This is a genomic window from Nocardia higoensis NBRC 100133 (assembly GCF_000308595.1).
Lineage (GTDB): Bacteria > Actinomycetota > Actinomycetes > Mycobacteriales > Mycobacteriaceae > Nocardia > Nocardia higoensis.
This window is the reverse complement of sequence record NZ_BAGA01000058.1, coordinates 57,997-72,449: the sequence shown is the minus strand read 5'-3', so window position 1 is coordinate 72,449 and position 14,453 is coordinate 57,997. Positions and strand designations below refer to the sequence as shown.

Annotated in this window: 15 protein-coding genes and 1 other RNA gene; 9 read left to right on the top strand and 7 right to left on the bottom strand. The window is 69.5% G+C overall.

Going from position 1 to position 14,453, the window contains the following annotated elements; translation table 11 throughout:
- Positions 1 to 8 precede the first annotated feature (8 nt).
- Genes ON26_RS07510 through ON26_RS07500 form a run of 3 tightly spaced genes read left to right on the top strand, consistent with a single transcriptional unit; the run spans position 9 to position 3,595 of the window.
- On the top strand, positions 9 to 1,100 hold the full coding sequence (locus ON26_RS07510; protein WP_040795259.1) for a homogentisate 1,2-dioxygenase: 1,092 nt from the start codon (positions 9 to 11) through the stop codon (positions 1,098 to 1,100).
- 41 nt (positions 1,101 to 1,141) lie between these two features.
- Entirely contained in the window at positions 1,142 to 2,314 is a 1,173-nt protein-coding gene (locus ON26_RS07505; RefSeq protein WP_040795258.1) for an alpha/beta fold hydrolase, read from the top strand.
- Positions 2,315 to 2,326: 12 nt separating this feature from the next.
- On the top strand, positions 2,327 to 3,595 hold the full coding sequence (locus tag ON26_RS07500; protein WP_083883879.1) for a CaiB/BaiF CoA transferase family protein: 1,269 nt from the start codon (positions 2,327 to 2,329) through the stop codon (positions 3,593 to 3,595).
- Between the two features lie 7 nt (positions 3,596 to 3,602).
- Here the strand turns inward: ON26_RS07500 and ON26_RS07495 are convergent, their stop codons facing one another.
- From ON26_RS07495 to ybiA, 3 genes are all read right to left on the bottom strand, one after another.
- Positions 3,603 to 4,187, bottom strand: a complete 585-nt coding sequence (locus tag ON26_RS07495) for an NAD-dependent epimerase/dehydratase family protein (protein ID WP_040795257.1) — start codon at positions 4,185 to 4,187, stop codon at positions 3,603 to 3,605.
- A 128-nt stretch (positions 4,188 to 4,315) separates the two neighbouring features.
- Positions 4,316 to 5,122, bottom strand: a complete 807-nt coding sequence (locus ON26_RS07490; RefSeq protein ID WP_040795256.1) for an acyl-CoA thioesterase domain-containing protein — start codon at positions 5,120 to 5,122, stop codon at positions 4,316 to 4,318.
- A gap of 36 nt (positions 5,123 to 5,158) precedes the next feature.
- A complete protein-coding gene (gene ybiA / locus ON26_RS07485) occupies positions 5,159 to 5,740 on the bottom strand; it encodes a riboflavin biosynthesis intermediates N-glycosidase (protein WP_040795255.1) in 582 nt (193 codons plus the stop codon).
- 319 nt (positions 5,741 to 6,059) lie between these two features.
- On the opposite strand from ybiA, the gene panB reads away from it, so the two are divergent.
- The 4 genes from panB to ON26_RS07465 all read left to right on the top strand — a co-directional run bounded on the left by panB (position 6,060) and on the right by ON26_RS07465 (position 9,360).
- Positions 6,060 to 6,911, top strand: coding sequence for a 3-methyl-2-oxobutanoate hydroxymethyltransferase (gene panB, locus ON26_RS07480; RefSeq protein ID WP_040795254.1), 852 nt, complete (start codon positions 6,060 to 6,062; stop codon positions 6,909 to 6,911).
- 110 nt (positions 6,912 to 7,021) lie between these two features.
- A complete protein-coding gene (locus ON26_RS07475; RefSeq protein ID WP_040795253.1) occupies positions 7,022 to 7,465 on the top strand; it encodes a hypothetical protein in 444 nt (147 codons plus the stop codon).
- Positions 7,466 to 7,555: 90 nt separating this feature from the next.
- On the top strand, positions 7,556 to 8,485 hold the full coding sequence (gene pip, locus ON26_RS07470; protein WP_051026802.1) for a prolyl aminopeptidase: 930 nt from the start codon (positions 7,556 to 7,558) through the stop codon (positions 8,483 to 8,485).
- Complete coding sequence (locus ON26_RS07465) at positions 8,482 to 9,360, top strand: CHAD domain-containing protein (protein WP_040795251.1); 879 nt, start codon at positions 8,482 to 8,484, stop codon at positions 9,358 to 9,360. The genes pip and ON26_RS07465 overlap by 4 nt, the downstream gene beginning before the upstream one ends.
- 153 nt (positions 9,361 to 9,513) lie before the next feature.
- Here the strand turns inward: ON26_RS07465 and ON26_RS07460 are convergent, their stop codons facing one another.
- Together ON26_RS07460 and ON26_RS07455 are read right to left on the bottom strand one after the other, a co-directional pair.
- Positions 9,514 to 10,947 (bottom strand): RNB domain-containing ribonuclease, encoded by a 1,434-nt coding sequence (locus ON26_RS07460; protein WP_040795250.1) that lies wholly within the window; start codon positions 10,945 to 10,947, stop codon positions 9,514 to 9,516.
- A 25-nt stretch (positions 10,948 to 10,972) separates the two neighbouring features.
- Positions 10,973 to 11,305, bottom strand: a complete 333-nt coding sequence (locus ON26_RS07455; protein ID WP_040795249.1) for a hypothetical protein — start codon at positions 11,303 to 11,305, stop codon at positions 10,973 to 10,975.
- 435 nt (positions 11,306 to 11,740) lie between these two features.
- Here ON26_RS07455 and ON26_RS07450 point away from each other — a divergent pair, with 435 nt between their 5' ends.
- Positions 11,741 to 12,109: a hypothetical protein gene (locus ON26_RS07450; protein ID WP_040795248.1), complete on the top strand. Its 369-nt coding sequence runs from the start codon at positions 11,741 to 11,743 to the stop codon at positions 12,107 to 12,109.
- A 25-nt stretch (positions 12,110 to 12,134) separates the two neighbouring features.
- Here ON26_RS07450 and rnpB read toward each other — a convergent pair.
- An RNA gene (gene rnpB, locus ON26_RS31530) (RNase P RNA component class A) lies at positions 12,135 to 12,550 on the bottom strand.
- 84 nt (positions 12,551 to 12,634) lie between these two features.
- Between rnpB and ON26_RS07445 the strand changes: the two genes are divergently transcribed.
- A complete protein-coding gene (locus ON26_RS07445) occupies positions 12,635 to 13,522 on the top strand; it encodes an alpha/beta hydrolase (RefSeq protein ID WP_040795247.1) in 888 nt (295 codons plus the stop codon).
- Between the two features lie 77 nt (positions 13,523 to 13,599).
- Here ON26_RS07445 and ON26_RS07440 read toward each other — a convergent pair whose 3' ends face one another.
- Positions 13,600 to 14,289, bottom strand: coding sequence for a S1 family peptidase (locus ON26_RS07440; protein ID WP_040795246.1), 690 nt, complete (start codon positions 14,287 to 14,289; stop codon positions 13,600 to 13,602).
- Positions 14,290 to 14,453: the final 164 nt, after the last annotated feature.

The following is a 14,453-nucleotide window of genomic DNA, read 5'->3' as shown; positions in this document are numbered from 1 at the left end:
AAGCTGACATGGAATCGTTTGTGCACCTGCGTAAAGGCACTACTCCCCGTCGCCTGCACGCCGATCTGGACGGCCTCAAGGACGACGAGCTCGGCCGCGGCGGCTTCACCGGCCGCACCGCCAGCCTCTACCGACGCAACGATCCGACCCAGTACAAGGCGGTCGGCCCGCTGCGTCCCACCGACGTGCTGGCGAGCTCGCTGACGCCCTCCGACGCGACCGACCCCGCCGGCGCGCCGCTGCGGTTGTTCCACAACGCCGACTGCCGCATCCTGCTCAGCCGCCGCGGCGAGGAGATGCCGCACTTCGTGCGCTATGTCGACGGCGACGTGCTCTCCTTCGTGCACACCGGCTCCGGTCTGCTGGAGACGGAATTCGGCCCGCTGAACTACCGCGAGGGCGACTGGATCTACATCCCCAAGGGCTGCACGTTCCGCCAGGTGCCCGAGGCCGAGACCACGCTGCTGATGATCGAGGCCACCGAGGAGTTCCGCGTCCCCGAGGCCGGCTACCTGGGCAGGCACTTCCCCTTCGATCCCGGCCTGGTGACCATCCCCGAGCCCGCCGCGCACGACGACGACGGCCGCGAGAGCTACGAGATCGTGCTGTTCCACGAGGGCGGCCCGACCAAGCTGTACTACCGGCACCACCCGCTCGACGTGGAGGGCTGGCGCGGCGACAGCTTCCCGTTCACCTTCAATATCGCCGACTACAACGTGATCCTCTCCGAGAGCGTGCACCTGCCCCCGACGGTGCACCTGTTCATGGAGGCCACCGGCGTCTACGTGATGAACTTCCTGCCCAAACTCGCCGAATCCGCGCCCGGCACCGAGACCATCCCGTGGTACCACCGCAATGTCGACTACGACGAGATCGCCTTCTTCCACGGCGGCGAGATGTACGGCGTGCCGATGCCGCCCGGCCTGATCTCGCACGCGCCGCAGGGCGTGCACCACGGCGCGCCGGAGAAGATGCGCGAGCGCTCCCGCCGCAAGCGCGAGGAATTCCCCCGCATCGGCTGGACGACCATCGCCATCGATACCCGCCGCAGGCTGATCCCCTCGCCGGAGTACCTCGCCAACGACCTCGGCGCCCACTGATCGCCCTCCGGCACACCCACCGAAACATCAAGGCAGGCATCATGTCTCGTACCGAGCGCATCCCGCACGTCGTCGCCTTCGCGAACACCACCGGCGGCCGCGACGCCTACGGCGGGCTGACCGAATGGGTCACCCTCGAATCCCAGCTGATCAAGCCACGCGACCACGAGTCCGACACCGTGCTGGTGCTCATGCACCCGGTGTCCAGCGGCACCTACCTGCCGATCGTGGGCTCGCTGGCCAAGGCCGGCCACCACGTCATCGTCGGCAACAGCCGTTACCGCGGCGCCGACGCCGCGCTGCTGATGGAGAAGGTCGTCCAGGACCTCGGTGAAACCATCCGCGATGCCAAGAACCGGCTCGGCTACCGGAAGGTCGTGCTGCTGGGCTGGTCCGGCGGCGGCTCGCTGTCGGTGTTCTACCAGCAGCAGGCCGCGAAGCCGACGCTCACCGCAAGCCCGTCCGGCGACGGCCCCGACCTCACCAAGGCCGATCTGCCGCCCGTGGACGGCATCGCCCTGGTGGCCGCGCACATCAGCCGCCACCACACGCTCACCGAATCGATGGACGCCTCCATCCTCGACGAGTCCGATCCGACGAAGCGCGATCCGGAGCTCGATCTCTACAACCCGGACAACCCGAACCAGCCGCCCTACAGCGCCGAGTTCCTGGAGCGCTACCGGCAGGCCCAGATCGCGCGCAACCGCAAGATCACCGCGTGGGTCAAGGACAAGCTGGCCGAGCTGAAGGCCGCCGGTCGCCCGAACGACGAGTTCGGTTTCGTCGTGCACGGCACCATGGCCGACCCGCGCTGGCTCGATCCCACCATCGACGCCAACGACCGCAACCCCGGCGAGTCCTACCTGGGTGATCCGCAGGAGGTGAACCAGGGCCCGTTCGGGCTGGCCCGCTTCACCACGCTGCGCAGCTGGCTGTCGCAGTGGAGCTACGACGACGCCCGCGGCGACATCGTCGACTGCGGTCCCGACATCGCGGTGCCGACGCTGGTGATCTTCAACGCCGCCGACAACATCTGCACCCCGAGCCACGCGCACGCCATCTTCGGAGCCATCGGCACCGAGGACAAGGAACTGCACGAGATCGCCGGAGCCAACCACTACTATCTGGGACCGGACCAGCGCGAACCCCTCACCGAAGCGGTGCGGATCATCGGCGACTGGCTCGCGAAGCACCAACTGGCTCCCACTACCTGAATGAATTCGGACATGACCCACACACCAGGATCAGCCACCCCAGATTCGGCCGCTCCCGACTCGGCCACCCCCGAGTCGGCGCCGATCGGCGCTCTCGACGGCATTCGCGTCCTGGAGGTCGGCACGTTGATCTCCGGGCCCTTCGCCGCCCGCCTGCTGGGCGACATGGGCGCCGAGGTGCTCAAGATCGAGCTGCCCGACCGGCCCGATCCGCTGCGCACCTGGGGTCAGGCCGAACTCGACGGCCACCACTTCTACTGGACGGTCGCGGCCCGCAACAAGAAGGCCGTCACGCTGAACCTGCGTGAACCGCAGGGCCGCGACCTGTTCCTGGAACTGGTGGAGCGCTCCGACATCATCGTCGAGAACTTCCGCCCCGGGACGCTGGAGAAGTGGGGCCTGGGTTACGAGACCCTGCGCGAACGCAATCGCGGGATCATCCTGGTGCGGGTGTCCGGATACGGCCAGACCGGCCCGGACGCGAACAAGGCCGGCTACGCCTCGGTCGCCGAGGCGGCCAGCGGCCTGCGGTACATGAACGGCTTCCCCGGCGGGCCCGCTCCCCGGTTGGCGCTCTCGCTCGGCGACAGCCTGGCGGGCATGTTCGCCGCGCAGGGCGCGCTGGCCGCGCTCTACCGCCGCTCGGTGACCGGCGAGGGCCAGATCGTCGATGCCGCGCTGACCGAGGCCTGCCTGGCGATCCAGGAATCCACCATCCCCGATTACGACATCGGCGGCGTGGTGCGCGGGCCGTCGGGCACCCGGCTGGAAGGCATCGCGCCGTCCAATATCTACCGCAGCGCCGACGGCAGCTGGGTGGTGATCGCCGCCAACCAGGACACCGTGTTCCGCCGCCTGTGCGCGGCGATGGGGCAGCCCGGACTGGCCGAGGACGAGCGGTTCGCCGATCACCTCGCACGCGGCCGGAACCAGGACGAGCTGGACGCGATCATCGCCGAATGGGCGGCCGCCCGGCAGCCCGGCGACATCATCGCCACGCTCAACGAGGCCGGTGTCATCAGCGGGCCGATCAACACCGTCGCCGAGGTGGTCGAGGATCCGCAGCTGCGGGCGCGCGGCATGATCGCCGAGCACTACGACGAGCGCATCGGCCGAAATGTGCTCGGCCCCGGCATCATTCCGGTGCTCTCCGAGACGCCGGGCGCGATCCGCAACGCGGGCTCGGCGCGGCCCGGGCAGCACAACGAGGAGGTCTACCAGGGCCTGCTCGGCAAGAGCGAAGACGAGATCGAGAAGCTGCGCGCGGCGGGCGTGCTCTAGCCCGCGCTCACTCCTGCGGTTCGGCCAGCACCACCACGCCGCTGGGGGCGTCGAGCAACGGGACCGTCCGGGCCGCCGCGTCGTCCACATGGATGCGCGGGTGCCCGGGCGGTTCGGTTTCGTAATAGGTGCCGGGCCCGTAGAACTGCCCGTACCTGACCACCACTCCCCCGATGTCGAGTACGGCCCGCTCGTATCCGGCGATTGTTTCGGCGCGCCCCGCGGGCACCCACGCGATGCTCTGCGCCAGGAACCGTGGCGCCCGGGCCTCCTTCGCGGCGGCGATCAAATTGGCCGTGCCCTCGGTGCGGATCCTGGCGTTCGCCGCGGCCCGCTCGGCCAGCTGGGCGGCATCGTCGGGCAGGTCGGTGAGCTGGTGCATCACCAGGTCGGGGTGGAAGTCCACCACCGCCGCCGTCAGTGCGCCGCGGTCGTAGACATCGCAGACCACGGGCTGCGCGCCCGCCGCCACGATCGCCGCGCTGCGCCCCGCCGACCGGGTCATGCCCGCGACCTGATGACCTGCCGCGGTCAGCAGCGGGAGCAGGCGGATCCCGATGACGCCGGTGGCGCCGGCGAGGAAGATGCGCATCGGACCACCCTAACGCGATCCGGCAGCCGAACGGGCCGTCGTCGTGGCGTGCGATCCACATGCGCGACGAGGTCACCAACGGCGTCGGTCGCCACGCTGTGCACCCGGCGCCAAAGCATCGAACTCGATCATTTCAGGATGATGCGGTTCTCGGACGCGGCGAAGTCGATCTGCCGCTTGGCGTTGGACAGCGTCGTCACGGTGCAGGTCCCGAGCGGCCCGGACCGGTCGTACATCACCGCGGTGCCGACGGAGATGCCGTTGTCGGCGAAGGTGTTGTCGGCCTTCATACCAACCTCGTAGCCGACCGGCAGCCGCGACAGGGTCAACGTCACGTCGGCGTTGATGTAGCCCGCACCCGCGGTTCCCCAGTGGCATACCTGATTGGTCGTGTCCGCCGTGATCGCCGCACGCTGGAACGGCGTCATCCGCTCGCCTGCGACCAGTGGCGGCATGCTGTGCCAGGCCGCCTTGCGCTCGGCGTTCTGGGTGACGGCGAAATCGCTGGTCCAGTCGCCGTCACCACTCTTGAACAGCGGGCGCGCGCCGTCCGGCGACACGCACCCCTCCGGCGGCACCGGCAGGTCGAGCGTCGGTGACCACACCGCGCCCGGCGGTTGTTCCCCGGTGCGCAGGAAGACCGCCGAGGCCCGCACCCGGTCCTGTCCGTCCTGCACGATCCAGGCGTCGGCGACCACGATGCGCGAACCCTGCCGCACCACGACGGTCCGCACGCGGGTCGGCGCGTCGAACACCGGCTGATACAGATCCACCGTCATCCGCGCGGGCACGAAGCCCGCCGGGCAGTGCTGCTCGAGCCCCAGCCCCAGCAGCCCGCAGACCGGCACCCCGCTCAACTGATTCGGCGACCACCAGCTGACCGACAGTTCCGTGGGCAGGAATTCCTCGCCCTGCCTGGTGAAGAATCCGAGCACCCCGCGCACCTCCGTCGATCTTGCTGTGTGGCAAGGCTATGCGCTGAGTTCGGCCCGCGCGGGTGGTTCGGCACGACCGGCGAGCACGTCGCGCGCCGCCATCAACGCGAACCCGAGCAGGTTCAGCCCCGGCCACGCGGCGGGCTCGGCGACCGCGGGATCGTTCGCCGCCAGCCCGATACCCCAGATCGAATCGACCGGGCTCGCCTCCACCAGCACCCGATCGCGTGTCCCGGTCAGATAGGCGGACAACTGGTCGTCGCTCCCGAACTTCGCGACGCTACCGGCGACGACCACCTCGAACCGCCGCTCCTCCCACAGCTTTTCGTCGAAGCCGGCGATCATGCGCCCGATCTTCTTCGCCTCGCCGGGGTGTTCGGCCGCCAGCACCAGCTCGGCGGCCCGCTCGTCGCCGAACATGCGTGCCTTGCTCCACATCATGAAGTGCTCCGCCGTCCGGAAGCAGAACCCGTCGACCTCGAACGCCGACGGCCACCACTGGCTCAGGCACTCCTGCCCCACACTCCGATTCGGCTTCGGCTGATGCCCCCAGAAGAACTGGTACTTCACCTGTTCACCGCGCGCGAGCTCGTCGAGCAGCCATTGCTTCGAATACATGATTCCCTCCCCGAACAGATCCTCCCGACGGCGGAGAACCCGTGCACGATCGCGATCGCCGCTTCGGCGGCCCCGTCACGAGGAGCGTATCGGTGGGCTCCGACACGATCGAGGGAATTTCCGTGCCCGGTGACGGGCTTCGGCGGCCGAAGCCGGTGCCTGCCGATACGTGTGTGGCGGGCACCGGGGCAGGTGTTGTGACCAATCGCACCGGCCGCCGCCCCTGTCTCGGGCGCGACGGCGGGTGGCACACTGGAGGGCGTCAGTGCACCCGGGGACCCGACAGCGGCCTCGAGGAGACCACACGAAAGGGACGACGATGTCCGTATCCGATTCGGAAACCCCTGCCTACGGTGCGGCGCAACCCGCGCAGGCACGACGCAAGACCCGCATCCCGCACCTCCAGCAGATGAAGACCGCCGGTGAGCGCTGGGCGATGCTCACCGCCTACGACTACTCCTCGGCGCGGTTGTTCGAGGAGGCGGGCATCCCGGTGCTGCTCGTCGGCGACTCGGCGGCCAATGTCGTCTACGGCTACGACACCACCGTGCCGGTGACGGTGGACGAGCTGATCCCGCTGGTGCGCGGCGTGGTGCGCGGTGCGCCGAACGCGCTTGTCGTCGCGGATCTGCCGTTCGGCAGCTATGAGGGATCGGCGCAGCAGGCGCTGGCCACGGCCACCCGCTTCATGAAGGAGGGCGGCGCGCACGCGGTGAAGCTGGAGGGTGGCGAGCGGGTCGCCGAGCAGATCGCGCTGGTCACCGCGGCCGGTATCCCGGTGATGGCCCATATCGGGTTCACCCCGCAGAGCGTGAACACCCTGGGCGGATTCCGGGTGCAGGGCCGCGGCGACGGCGCCGAGCAGCTCATCGCGGACGCGATCGCGGTGCAGGAGGCGGGCGCGTTCTCGGTGGTCATGGAGATGGTGCCCGCGCAACTGGCGGGGCAGGTCACCCGGAAGCTCACCATTCCCACGGTCGGCATCGGCGCCGGTCCGGATTGCGACGCGCAGGTGCTGGTGTGGCAGGACATGGCCGGCTACACCAGCGGTAAGACGGCGAAGTTCGTCAAGCGCTTCGGCAATGTCGGCGACGAGTTGCGTTCGGCCGCAGCCGCCTACGCCGCCGAGGTGAGTGCGGGCACCTTCCCGGCTCCCGAGCACAGCTTCTGATCGACGCCGCCGGGCGGGGCCTCGGCCCGGCCCGGCACCGGAGATGCACCGCACTCGCGGCGCAGTGGCAGACTCGGAATCGACACTCTCGACTCGACCAGAGGTAATCGATGCCGCACAGCCGTTGGTTCTCCCGCCGCCCCCTCGTGCTTGCCGCCGCCTTGGCGATCGCAGGCACGCTGAGCGCCTGCGGCTCGTCCGGCGAGCCCGACCACACCGCCCACACCGGCACGTCACCCTCGGCGACGGCCACCACCACCGCGACACCGACCACCACGGCCGAGGCCGAGCCCGCGGTCGGCGACGCGGCCGCGCAGAGCCTGTGCGATGCGATCCGCTCCGAGCTGTCGAACTTCCGGGTGCAGGGTCCGACGCTGGGCCGGGTGGGGATGAATCTGATCGTGCACCCGTGGGGCCTGCAGAACGGCATCGACGTGCTCAACAACAAGACCGTGGTCGACACCGTCACCACCGCGACCTGCCCCGAGGTGCGTCAGGAGGCCATCGAGGCGCTGGAGGTCCCCGACCTCGCGACGGTGATCGTCGGCCGGTGACGGCCGGCCGCCCGACGGTCGCGGTTGTGTCATGGTGATGGGGTGACGCGACGCGAACTGTATCCGCCGATCGAACCGTACGAGTCGGGCATGCTCGACGTGGGCGACGGGCAGTCGGTGTATTGGGAGATCAGCGGAAACCCCGACGGCAAGCCGGTGGTGTTCCTGCACGGCGGGCCCGGCGGCGGGACCTCGCCGATGCACCGGCGGTTCTTCGACCCGGCCGCCTACAAGATCGTGCTCTTCGACCAGCGCGGCTGCGGGCGTTCCACCCCGCACATCGCCGACGGCGCGGACCTGGCGGTGAACACCACCTGGCATCTGGTCGCCGACATCGAGAAGCTGCGCGAGCACCTGGGTGTCCGACGCTGGCAGGTGTTCGGCGGCTCCTGGGGTTCGACGCTGGCGCTGGCCTACGCGCAGAGCCATCCCGAGCGGGTCACCGAAATGGTGTTGCGCGGCATCTTCCTGTTGCGGCGCAAGGAGATCGACTGGTACTACAACGGCCCCGCAGGCTACGTCTATCCCGACGAGTGGGAGAAGTACCTGGCACCGATCCCGGTGGAGGAACGCGACGGCGATCTGGTGGCGGCCTACCACCGGTTGCTGCACTCCCCCGATCCCGCGGTGGTCGAGGCCGCGGCGGTGGCGTGGTCGGTCTGGGAGGGCTCGACGAGTGCGCTGCTACCGCGCCCGGAACGCGTCGCCGAGAACGCCGATCCCCGCTTCGCCACGGCGTTCGCGCGTATCGAGAACCACTACTTCCGCAACGGCGGCTTCCTGGCGGAAGGGCAGCTGCTGCGTGACATCGACCGGATCACCCATCTGCCCGCGGTGATCGTGCAGGGCAGGCACGACATCGTGTGCCCAGCGGTCAGCGCGTGGGATCTGCACAAGGCGTGGCCGGGGTCGAGGCTGCACATCGTCGACGACGCCGGGCACGCGGCCGACGAGCCGGGCATCGTGCATCGTCTCGTCGAGGCCGCCGACGAGTTCGCCCAGGCGGGGAGCAGGCCGTGAAAGCCAGGGAAGCCGTCACCGCGGGCCTCGCCGAGAACATCGACCGGATGCTCGCGGTCGAGCCGGACGTGCGGGCAGACGCCGAGGACTCGGTACATCAGATGCGGGTGGCGACCCGGCGGTTGCGCAGCCTGCTGCGCTCCTACCGGAAGCTGTTCCGCAAGTCCGAAGCCGCGGAGCTCAACGCCGAGTTGAAGTGGCTGGCCGGGCTGCTCGGTGTCGCCCGCGACGCCGAAGTGCGGGCCGAACGGTTCGCCGCACTGCCCGCCGGCGACCGCGGCGACGAGGCGTCGGCGGCCGTGGTGAACCGGCTGGCCGAAGCGCAGCGGGCCGCCTACGCGCAGGCGCACACGGCCGTGCTGGAAGCGCTCGATTCGGATCGCTGTGCCGCCCTGCGCGAGACGGTCGAGCGCTGGCGGACCGACCCGCCCGTGCGCGGCAAGCGCGGCCGCGAATCGGCCGAAAAAGTCTTCCGCGCGGTGCTCGAGGGTGACACCGAACGGCTGCGAACCCGGATCCGCACCGAACACGAACTCGCCGAACACGATCACACGGCCGACGAACGGCTGGAGGCGCTGCACGATATCCGCAAGGCTGCCAAACGTTTGCGCTACAGCGCCGAAGCGGCGGTCGGTGTCCTCGGCGACCACGCCGACGAACTGCGCGCCCAGGCCAAGCGGGTGCAATCGGTGCTGGGCGATCATCGCGACGCCATCGAAGCGGCCCGGGTGATTCTCGCCTCGGCGACCGAATCGGAAGGCACCGGCACACACCCGGACACCGACATCTACGTACGGCTGGCCGCCGCCGAGGAAGCTTCCGGCGAACAGGAGCTCACCCGCTATCCGGAAGCGGCGCGCGCGTTCACGGAGTGAGCCGGAAGCGGCGGAACGCTTCCCCTCGGCCTCGCATCACGGTGGCGTCGAAGACCGCGGCGAGCCATTCGGACAGCGGTGTCGCCTCGATGAGGTCCCTGCCTCGGCGACATCGCCGGGCTACGCCGACCGCCCCGGTCGACAGGGCGGCCCTCAGACCGGGTGGGTGAAGCCGATTCTGCGCTCGGCGGGATCCGCCGTCGTCAGGCGGACCTGGAGATGCTTGCCTTCCGGCGGGTCCCCGTCGCACGGGCCGAGCAGCGGCGGTTCGGCGACGAAGATCTCGGCGGGACGTTTCCCCTCGGCCTCGCGCAGGACGACGGCGTCGAAGACCGCGCCGAGCCGCTCGGACAGCAGTGTCGCCTCGGTGAGGTCGACGCACGCGCGATCCACCTTGCCTGCGACGGAGCCGGAGCGCTTCATCGTCTCGGCGACTTCGGGCAGGCTCGCGCGCGCCCACCCCGGCACCGGGACGCCCGCGCACAGCGCCAGGCAGATCTCCAGGGTGAACCGGTCCGACAGGCGGCGCAGCGGCGCGGTGGCGTGCGCGTAGGGGGCGCCGATGGCGCTGTGATGCAGGTTCTTCTCGTCGTCGGCGCCGGTCAGCACGGTGTAGTCGGCGCCGCGCAGCAGGCCGGTGGCTTCCGACATCAGGACCAGCCCGGCGGGACTGTTGGCGTCCAGTGCCGCCAGCATCCGGCCGACGGGCAGGTCCGCCGGCCAGTCCACCGCCATCGCGGCCGCGGTGCGGCGCAGCGACTCGATCGCCGAGTCCTGCGGCGGCGGCATGGTGCGCAGCAGGCCGGTGCGCTCGCTCGCCGGTGCGTCGAGCATGAGCCTGGCCGCGCACATGCCGGTGAGCAGGGAGACCTGTTCGTTCCAGTCGTCGGCGGCGGTGCGCGGTTCCAGCACCAGCCGCCAGTGGCCGTCGGGAGCGCCGTCGCCGACGACGCTCTGCGCCGGCAGGCGCAGCCCGATCGCGCCGCGTTCGAGGCCCGCGGCGATACGCAGCGCACCGAATTCCGGCAATGCCGCGATCGAGGGATGCAGCCTGCCCGCGTCGGCGTCGGCCTGCACACCGGCGTAGTCGAAGCGGGCGCGGGAGCGGACCGACGCCCGGACCACCTCGAAGCGCACCGGTTCGGCGGCCGCGTCGAGTTCGATGGTCCACAGCGCGGCGGGACGGGTGCGGCCGGGCAACAGGCTGGCGGAGTCCTCGGACAGGATCGGCGGGTGCAGCGGCACGGAACCGTCCGGCAGGTAATAGGTTTGGCCGCGCACTCCGGCCTCTTTCGCCAGCGCGCCGCCGGGGGAAATCACGGCGCCGAGGTCGGCGATGGCGTAGTGGAGCAGAAAGCCCGATGCGGTGCGTCGCAGGCAGAGAGCTTGATCGAGGTCGAGCGAGCCGGGCGGATCGATGGTGACCAGTTCGATATCGGTGCGATCCACCCGAGTGCCCGCGAACGCGTCGACCGCGTCGCGGGCTTCGGCGACGGCCGCGGCGGGATACGCCGAGGCCAACGCGAATTCGGATCGGATGGCGCCGAAGTCGACCGGCGCCGAGATGATCCGCTGGTGTAATTCCACAACCCGGAGGTTACTGGAGTGGGAATTACTGCAGCGCCAGCATGGTGCCGTTGAGCTGGTCGAGCGGACCGAAGACGGTGAAGGTCACCCGGCCGTTCGGATACTGCGCGGACAACTGGGCGGCGGCGTCGAGCGCCTCGCCGAACGACGGCGCCGACTGATGAGGAAGGCCGGCGACGACCCGGCCGAAACCGGTGTCGGCGACCCACCTGGTGTCGCTGGGGCTGAGGTCGACCTGCACGCCGCCCGGCAGCGGAGTGACGGCCACCGCGCTCGCGGAGCCCGCACCGAGCACGGCGAGAACTGAAGCGGCTCCGGCGACGAGTGCACCGGCGACCAGGGAACGAACTACCCGCATATGTGTTGAGACCTGCTTCCGCATCGATGTCCGAGTGCCCCGGAACTGCCCTGCGCCGGGGCACTTGCCAACGGCGACCACTCTATGATGTCGATCACCATTCGTGCCAGCCAGGCACAAATTCCTCAGCGGTTTCACAAGGGCCTCGGCAGCGACCTTTCCGCACTGCTAATGTTCGATTCCGGTGCGGGCCGTAAAATTTCGCCCCGTTTCCGTCAGCTCCCACTACGTCGAACAATTGGAGTACCGCACTGATGTCATCGATCATCTTCGATTACCTGATGCCTCTGGTCGGCCCGGAGCAGGCCGCCTACTGGGCGCAGGTTCTCCTGGTCGAACCCTCCTGACCTCCTCGTTCGAGGTCATCGGAATGTCGCCTTCCGTTCACTCCGCACGGGAGGCGGCTTCGTTTGCACGGCGCTACGATCGCGCTTCGTGACCAGATTCTCCGCCGCCCTCGCGGCAGGCTCCACCGTTCTCGCGTTGTTGCTCACCGGTTGCGGAGGCGATGATTCCGGCGATTCCGGACAAAACGCAGCCACAACCACTTCCACCGCCCCGACCGGCGCCGTCGACAATGTCAAGGCGGGCATGTTCGTGGTCAGTTATCGAAACGCATTCCCCGCCCTGACAGAGGGGCGAGCGGACAGCGAGATCGCCGATTTGTTCGGCGCCATCTGCGGGGGCATCGCGGCGGGTGAATCGCAGGACGCCGTCGTCGCCGATATCGTGAAGCGCACCGATTCCGCGGCGACCACCGACGAAGCGCTGGCGATCTACGCGACCGCCCGCTACATGTGCTGAACCGCGGCGGGTGTGCCCGGCGGGGCGGACGAGTCGGTCTGTAAGCCGGATCCTGTCCCCGGTTCGCACCGGGTGGCGACCATCCATCTGGGCACACCGTCGCCGGGTACCTCGAGCGGTCAACCCGCAGGCTCGGGCGAGCAACCCTCGAACACCTGCGCAGCCGCACTCTCGCGAATGCGACCTTCGACCTTGCTCCGGGCGGGGTTTACCGAGCCGCCCCGGTCACCCGGGGCGCTGGTGCGCTCTTACCGCACCGTTTCACCCTCACCGCACGACCCCGAAAGGCCGTGGGCGGTCTGTTTTCTGTGGCACTGTCCCGCGGGTCACCCCGGGTTGCCGTTAGCAACCGCCCTGCTCTGTGGAGTCCGGACTTTCCTCGGCGAAGGGCGGCGACACCGACGTGCCCGTTCCCTTCGCCGCGGCCGCCCGACCAACTCGTCCGCCCGAACAGAGTACCTGCTCGGGCGGGGAGGGCCGGGCAGGTCCCCTGTTCGGCCGGACACGCCAGTACGGTTATGCCTCATGGAACGTCTCGAGGTCAGTTTTCCCTCAGGTGGACGCCAGTGCGCCGCCTGGCTGTATCCTCCCGCAGGCGTCCCCAAGCCCCGCCCGCTCGTGGTGATGGGGCACGGCCTGGGGGGCACGCGGGACATGGGTCTGGACAGATATGCCCGCCGATTCGCCGCGGCGGGCATGGCCGTATTGGTGTTCGACTACCGGCATTTCGGCACCAGCGAGGGTGAGCCGAGACAGTTGCTGAACATCTCCCGCCAGCGCGACGACTGGCGCGCCGCCATCGCCTACGCCCGCACCCTGCGCGGCATCGACAAGACCCGCATCGCGCTGTGGGGCACCTCCCTCGGCGGCGGTCACGTACTCAGCGTCGCCCCGGAGGACGACTACATCGCCGCCGTCGTGGCCCAGGTGCCGTTCACCAGCGGCTGGGCCTCGGCCAGGGCGAAAGGCCCGATCAGCCTGGCCAAGGTCACCATCATCGCGGTGGCCGACCTGTTGTTCGGCCCGCTGCGCCGCAAGCCGGTGCGCGTGCGGGTGGCCGGGCGCAAGAGGTCCGCCGCGCTGATGAGCGCGCCCGACGTCCCGGAGGGCTTCGGCAGGCTGACCGAGGAGAGCGAGACCTACCAGCCGAAAATGCCCGCGCGGGCGGCATTCTCGCTGTTGTTCGACGCACCGGGCAAGCACGCCAAGGCGATCAAGACCCCGGTGTTCTACGCGATCGCCGACAACGACACGGTCACCCCGGTCGGGCCCACACTCAAAGCCGCCGAGCGCACCAAGCATCCGGTCGTCAAGCGCTATCCGGTCGGGCATTTCGACATGTACTTCGACGAGGTCTTCGAGCAGGTCGTCTACGACCAGACCGAATTCCTGGTCTCGGTCCTTCGCCCCTGATCGGCCTGTCCGCGAACGAAAATCACCGCCGCTCCCCTTCGGGCGGGTGCGGCGGTGAATTCTCCGGAGAACGGCGTTCAGATCGTATGGAAGCCCGCGCCCACGCCGCCGATGGCGTCGACGGCGGTCAGGATGACATCGATCGGGGCGAAGTAGGCGGGCGAGTGGATCGGGTTGGCGGCATCCGCGCACGGCAGATCGAACGGGATGCCCGCCATGCCGGTCAGTCTGCCCTGGTTCATGCCGACCAGGCGGTCGCCGACGGTCACCGGGCCGCCGGAATCACCGGGCTTGGAGCAGGCCTGATTCAACGTGAGGGTCTCGTCCAGATTCCCCCACACCACTCCGCAGCCGCCGCCGCTGGTGCGGCCGTTGAAGCAGACCGTGGTGCCGGGGCTCGGGGTCGCCCCGACACCGTTGATGGTCGTCCGGCCGACCGTGCGGACCGGGTTCACCTTCTCCGGATCCAGCTGCAGCACAGCGAAATCCAGCCCCTTGCCGTTGTCGGAGTAGGCAACCGTGCCGATCACGCCCAGCTGCAGCGACGCCTCCGCGGCCAGCCGGGAGCCGGTCGGGGCGCAATGCCCCGCGGTCAGCCCGACCAGCCTGCCCGCGTTGTCGTGACCGATGGCGGTCAGCGAGCACGCCGAATTGTTGTCGAACACCAGTCCCGAACCACCCCCGAGCACCGCGGCCTCCGGCGCCGCCTGCGCCGTCCCCGCGACGGCTGAGCCCACACCTGCGACGACGGCCGCCGCTGCCGCCATCCACCTGAACCTCAAAGCAGTACTTCCTCTCGAATCCCGAACGACGAAGGGCGGATTCGCGCCGGACCCACACCCGGTACGAACCGCCCCACCACGATGGCGTCCACCTTGTCACGAGACGGCCGCGACCGGTAGCCGAATCGCATGAAACTTCCGACCGAGAC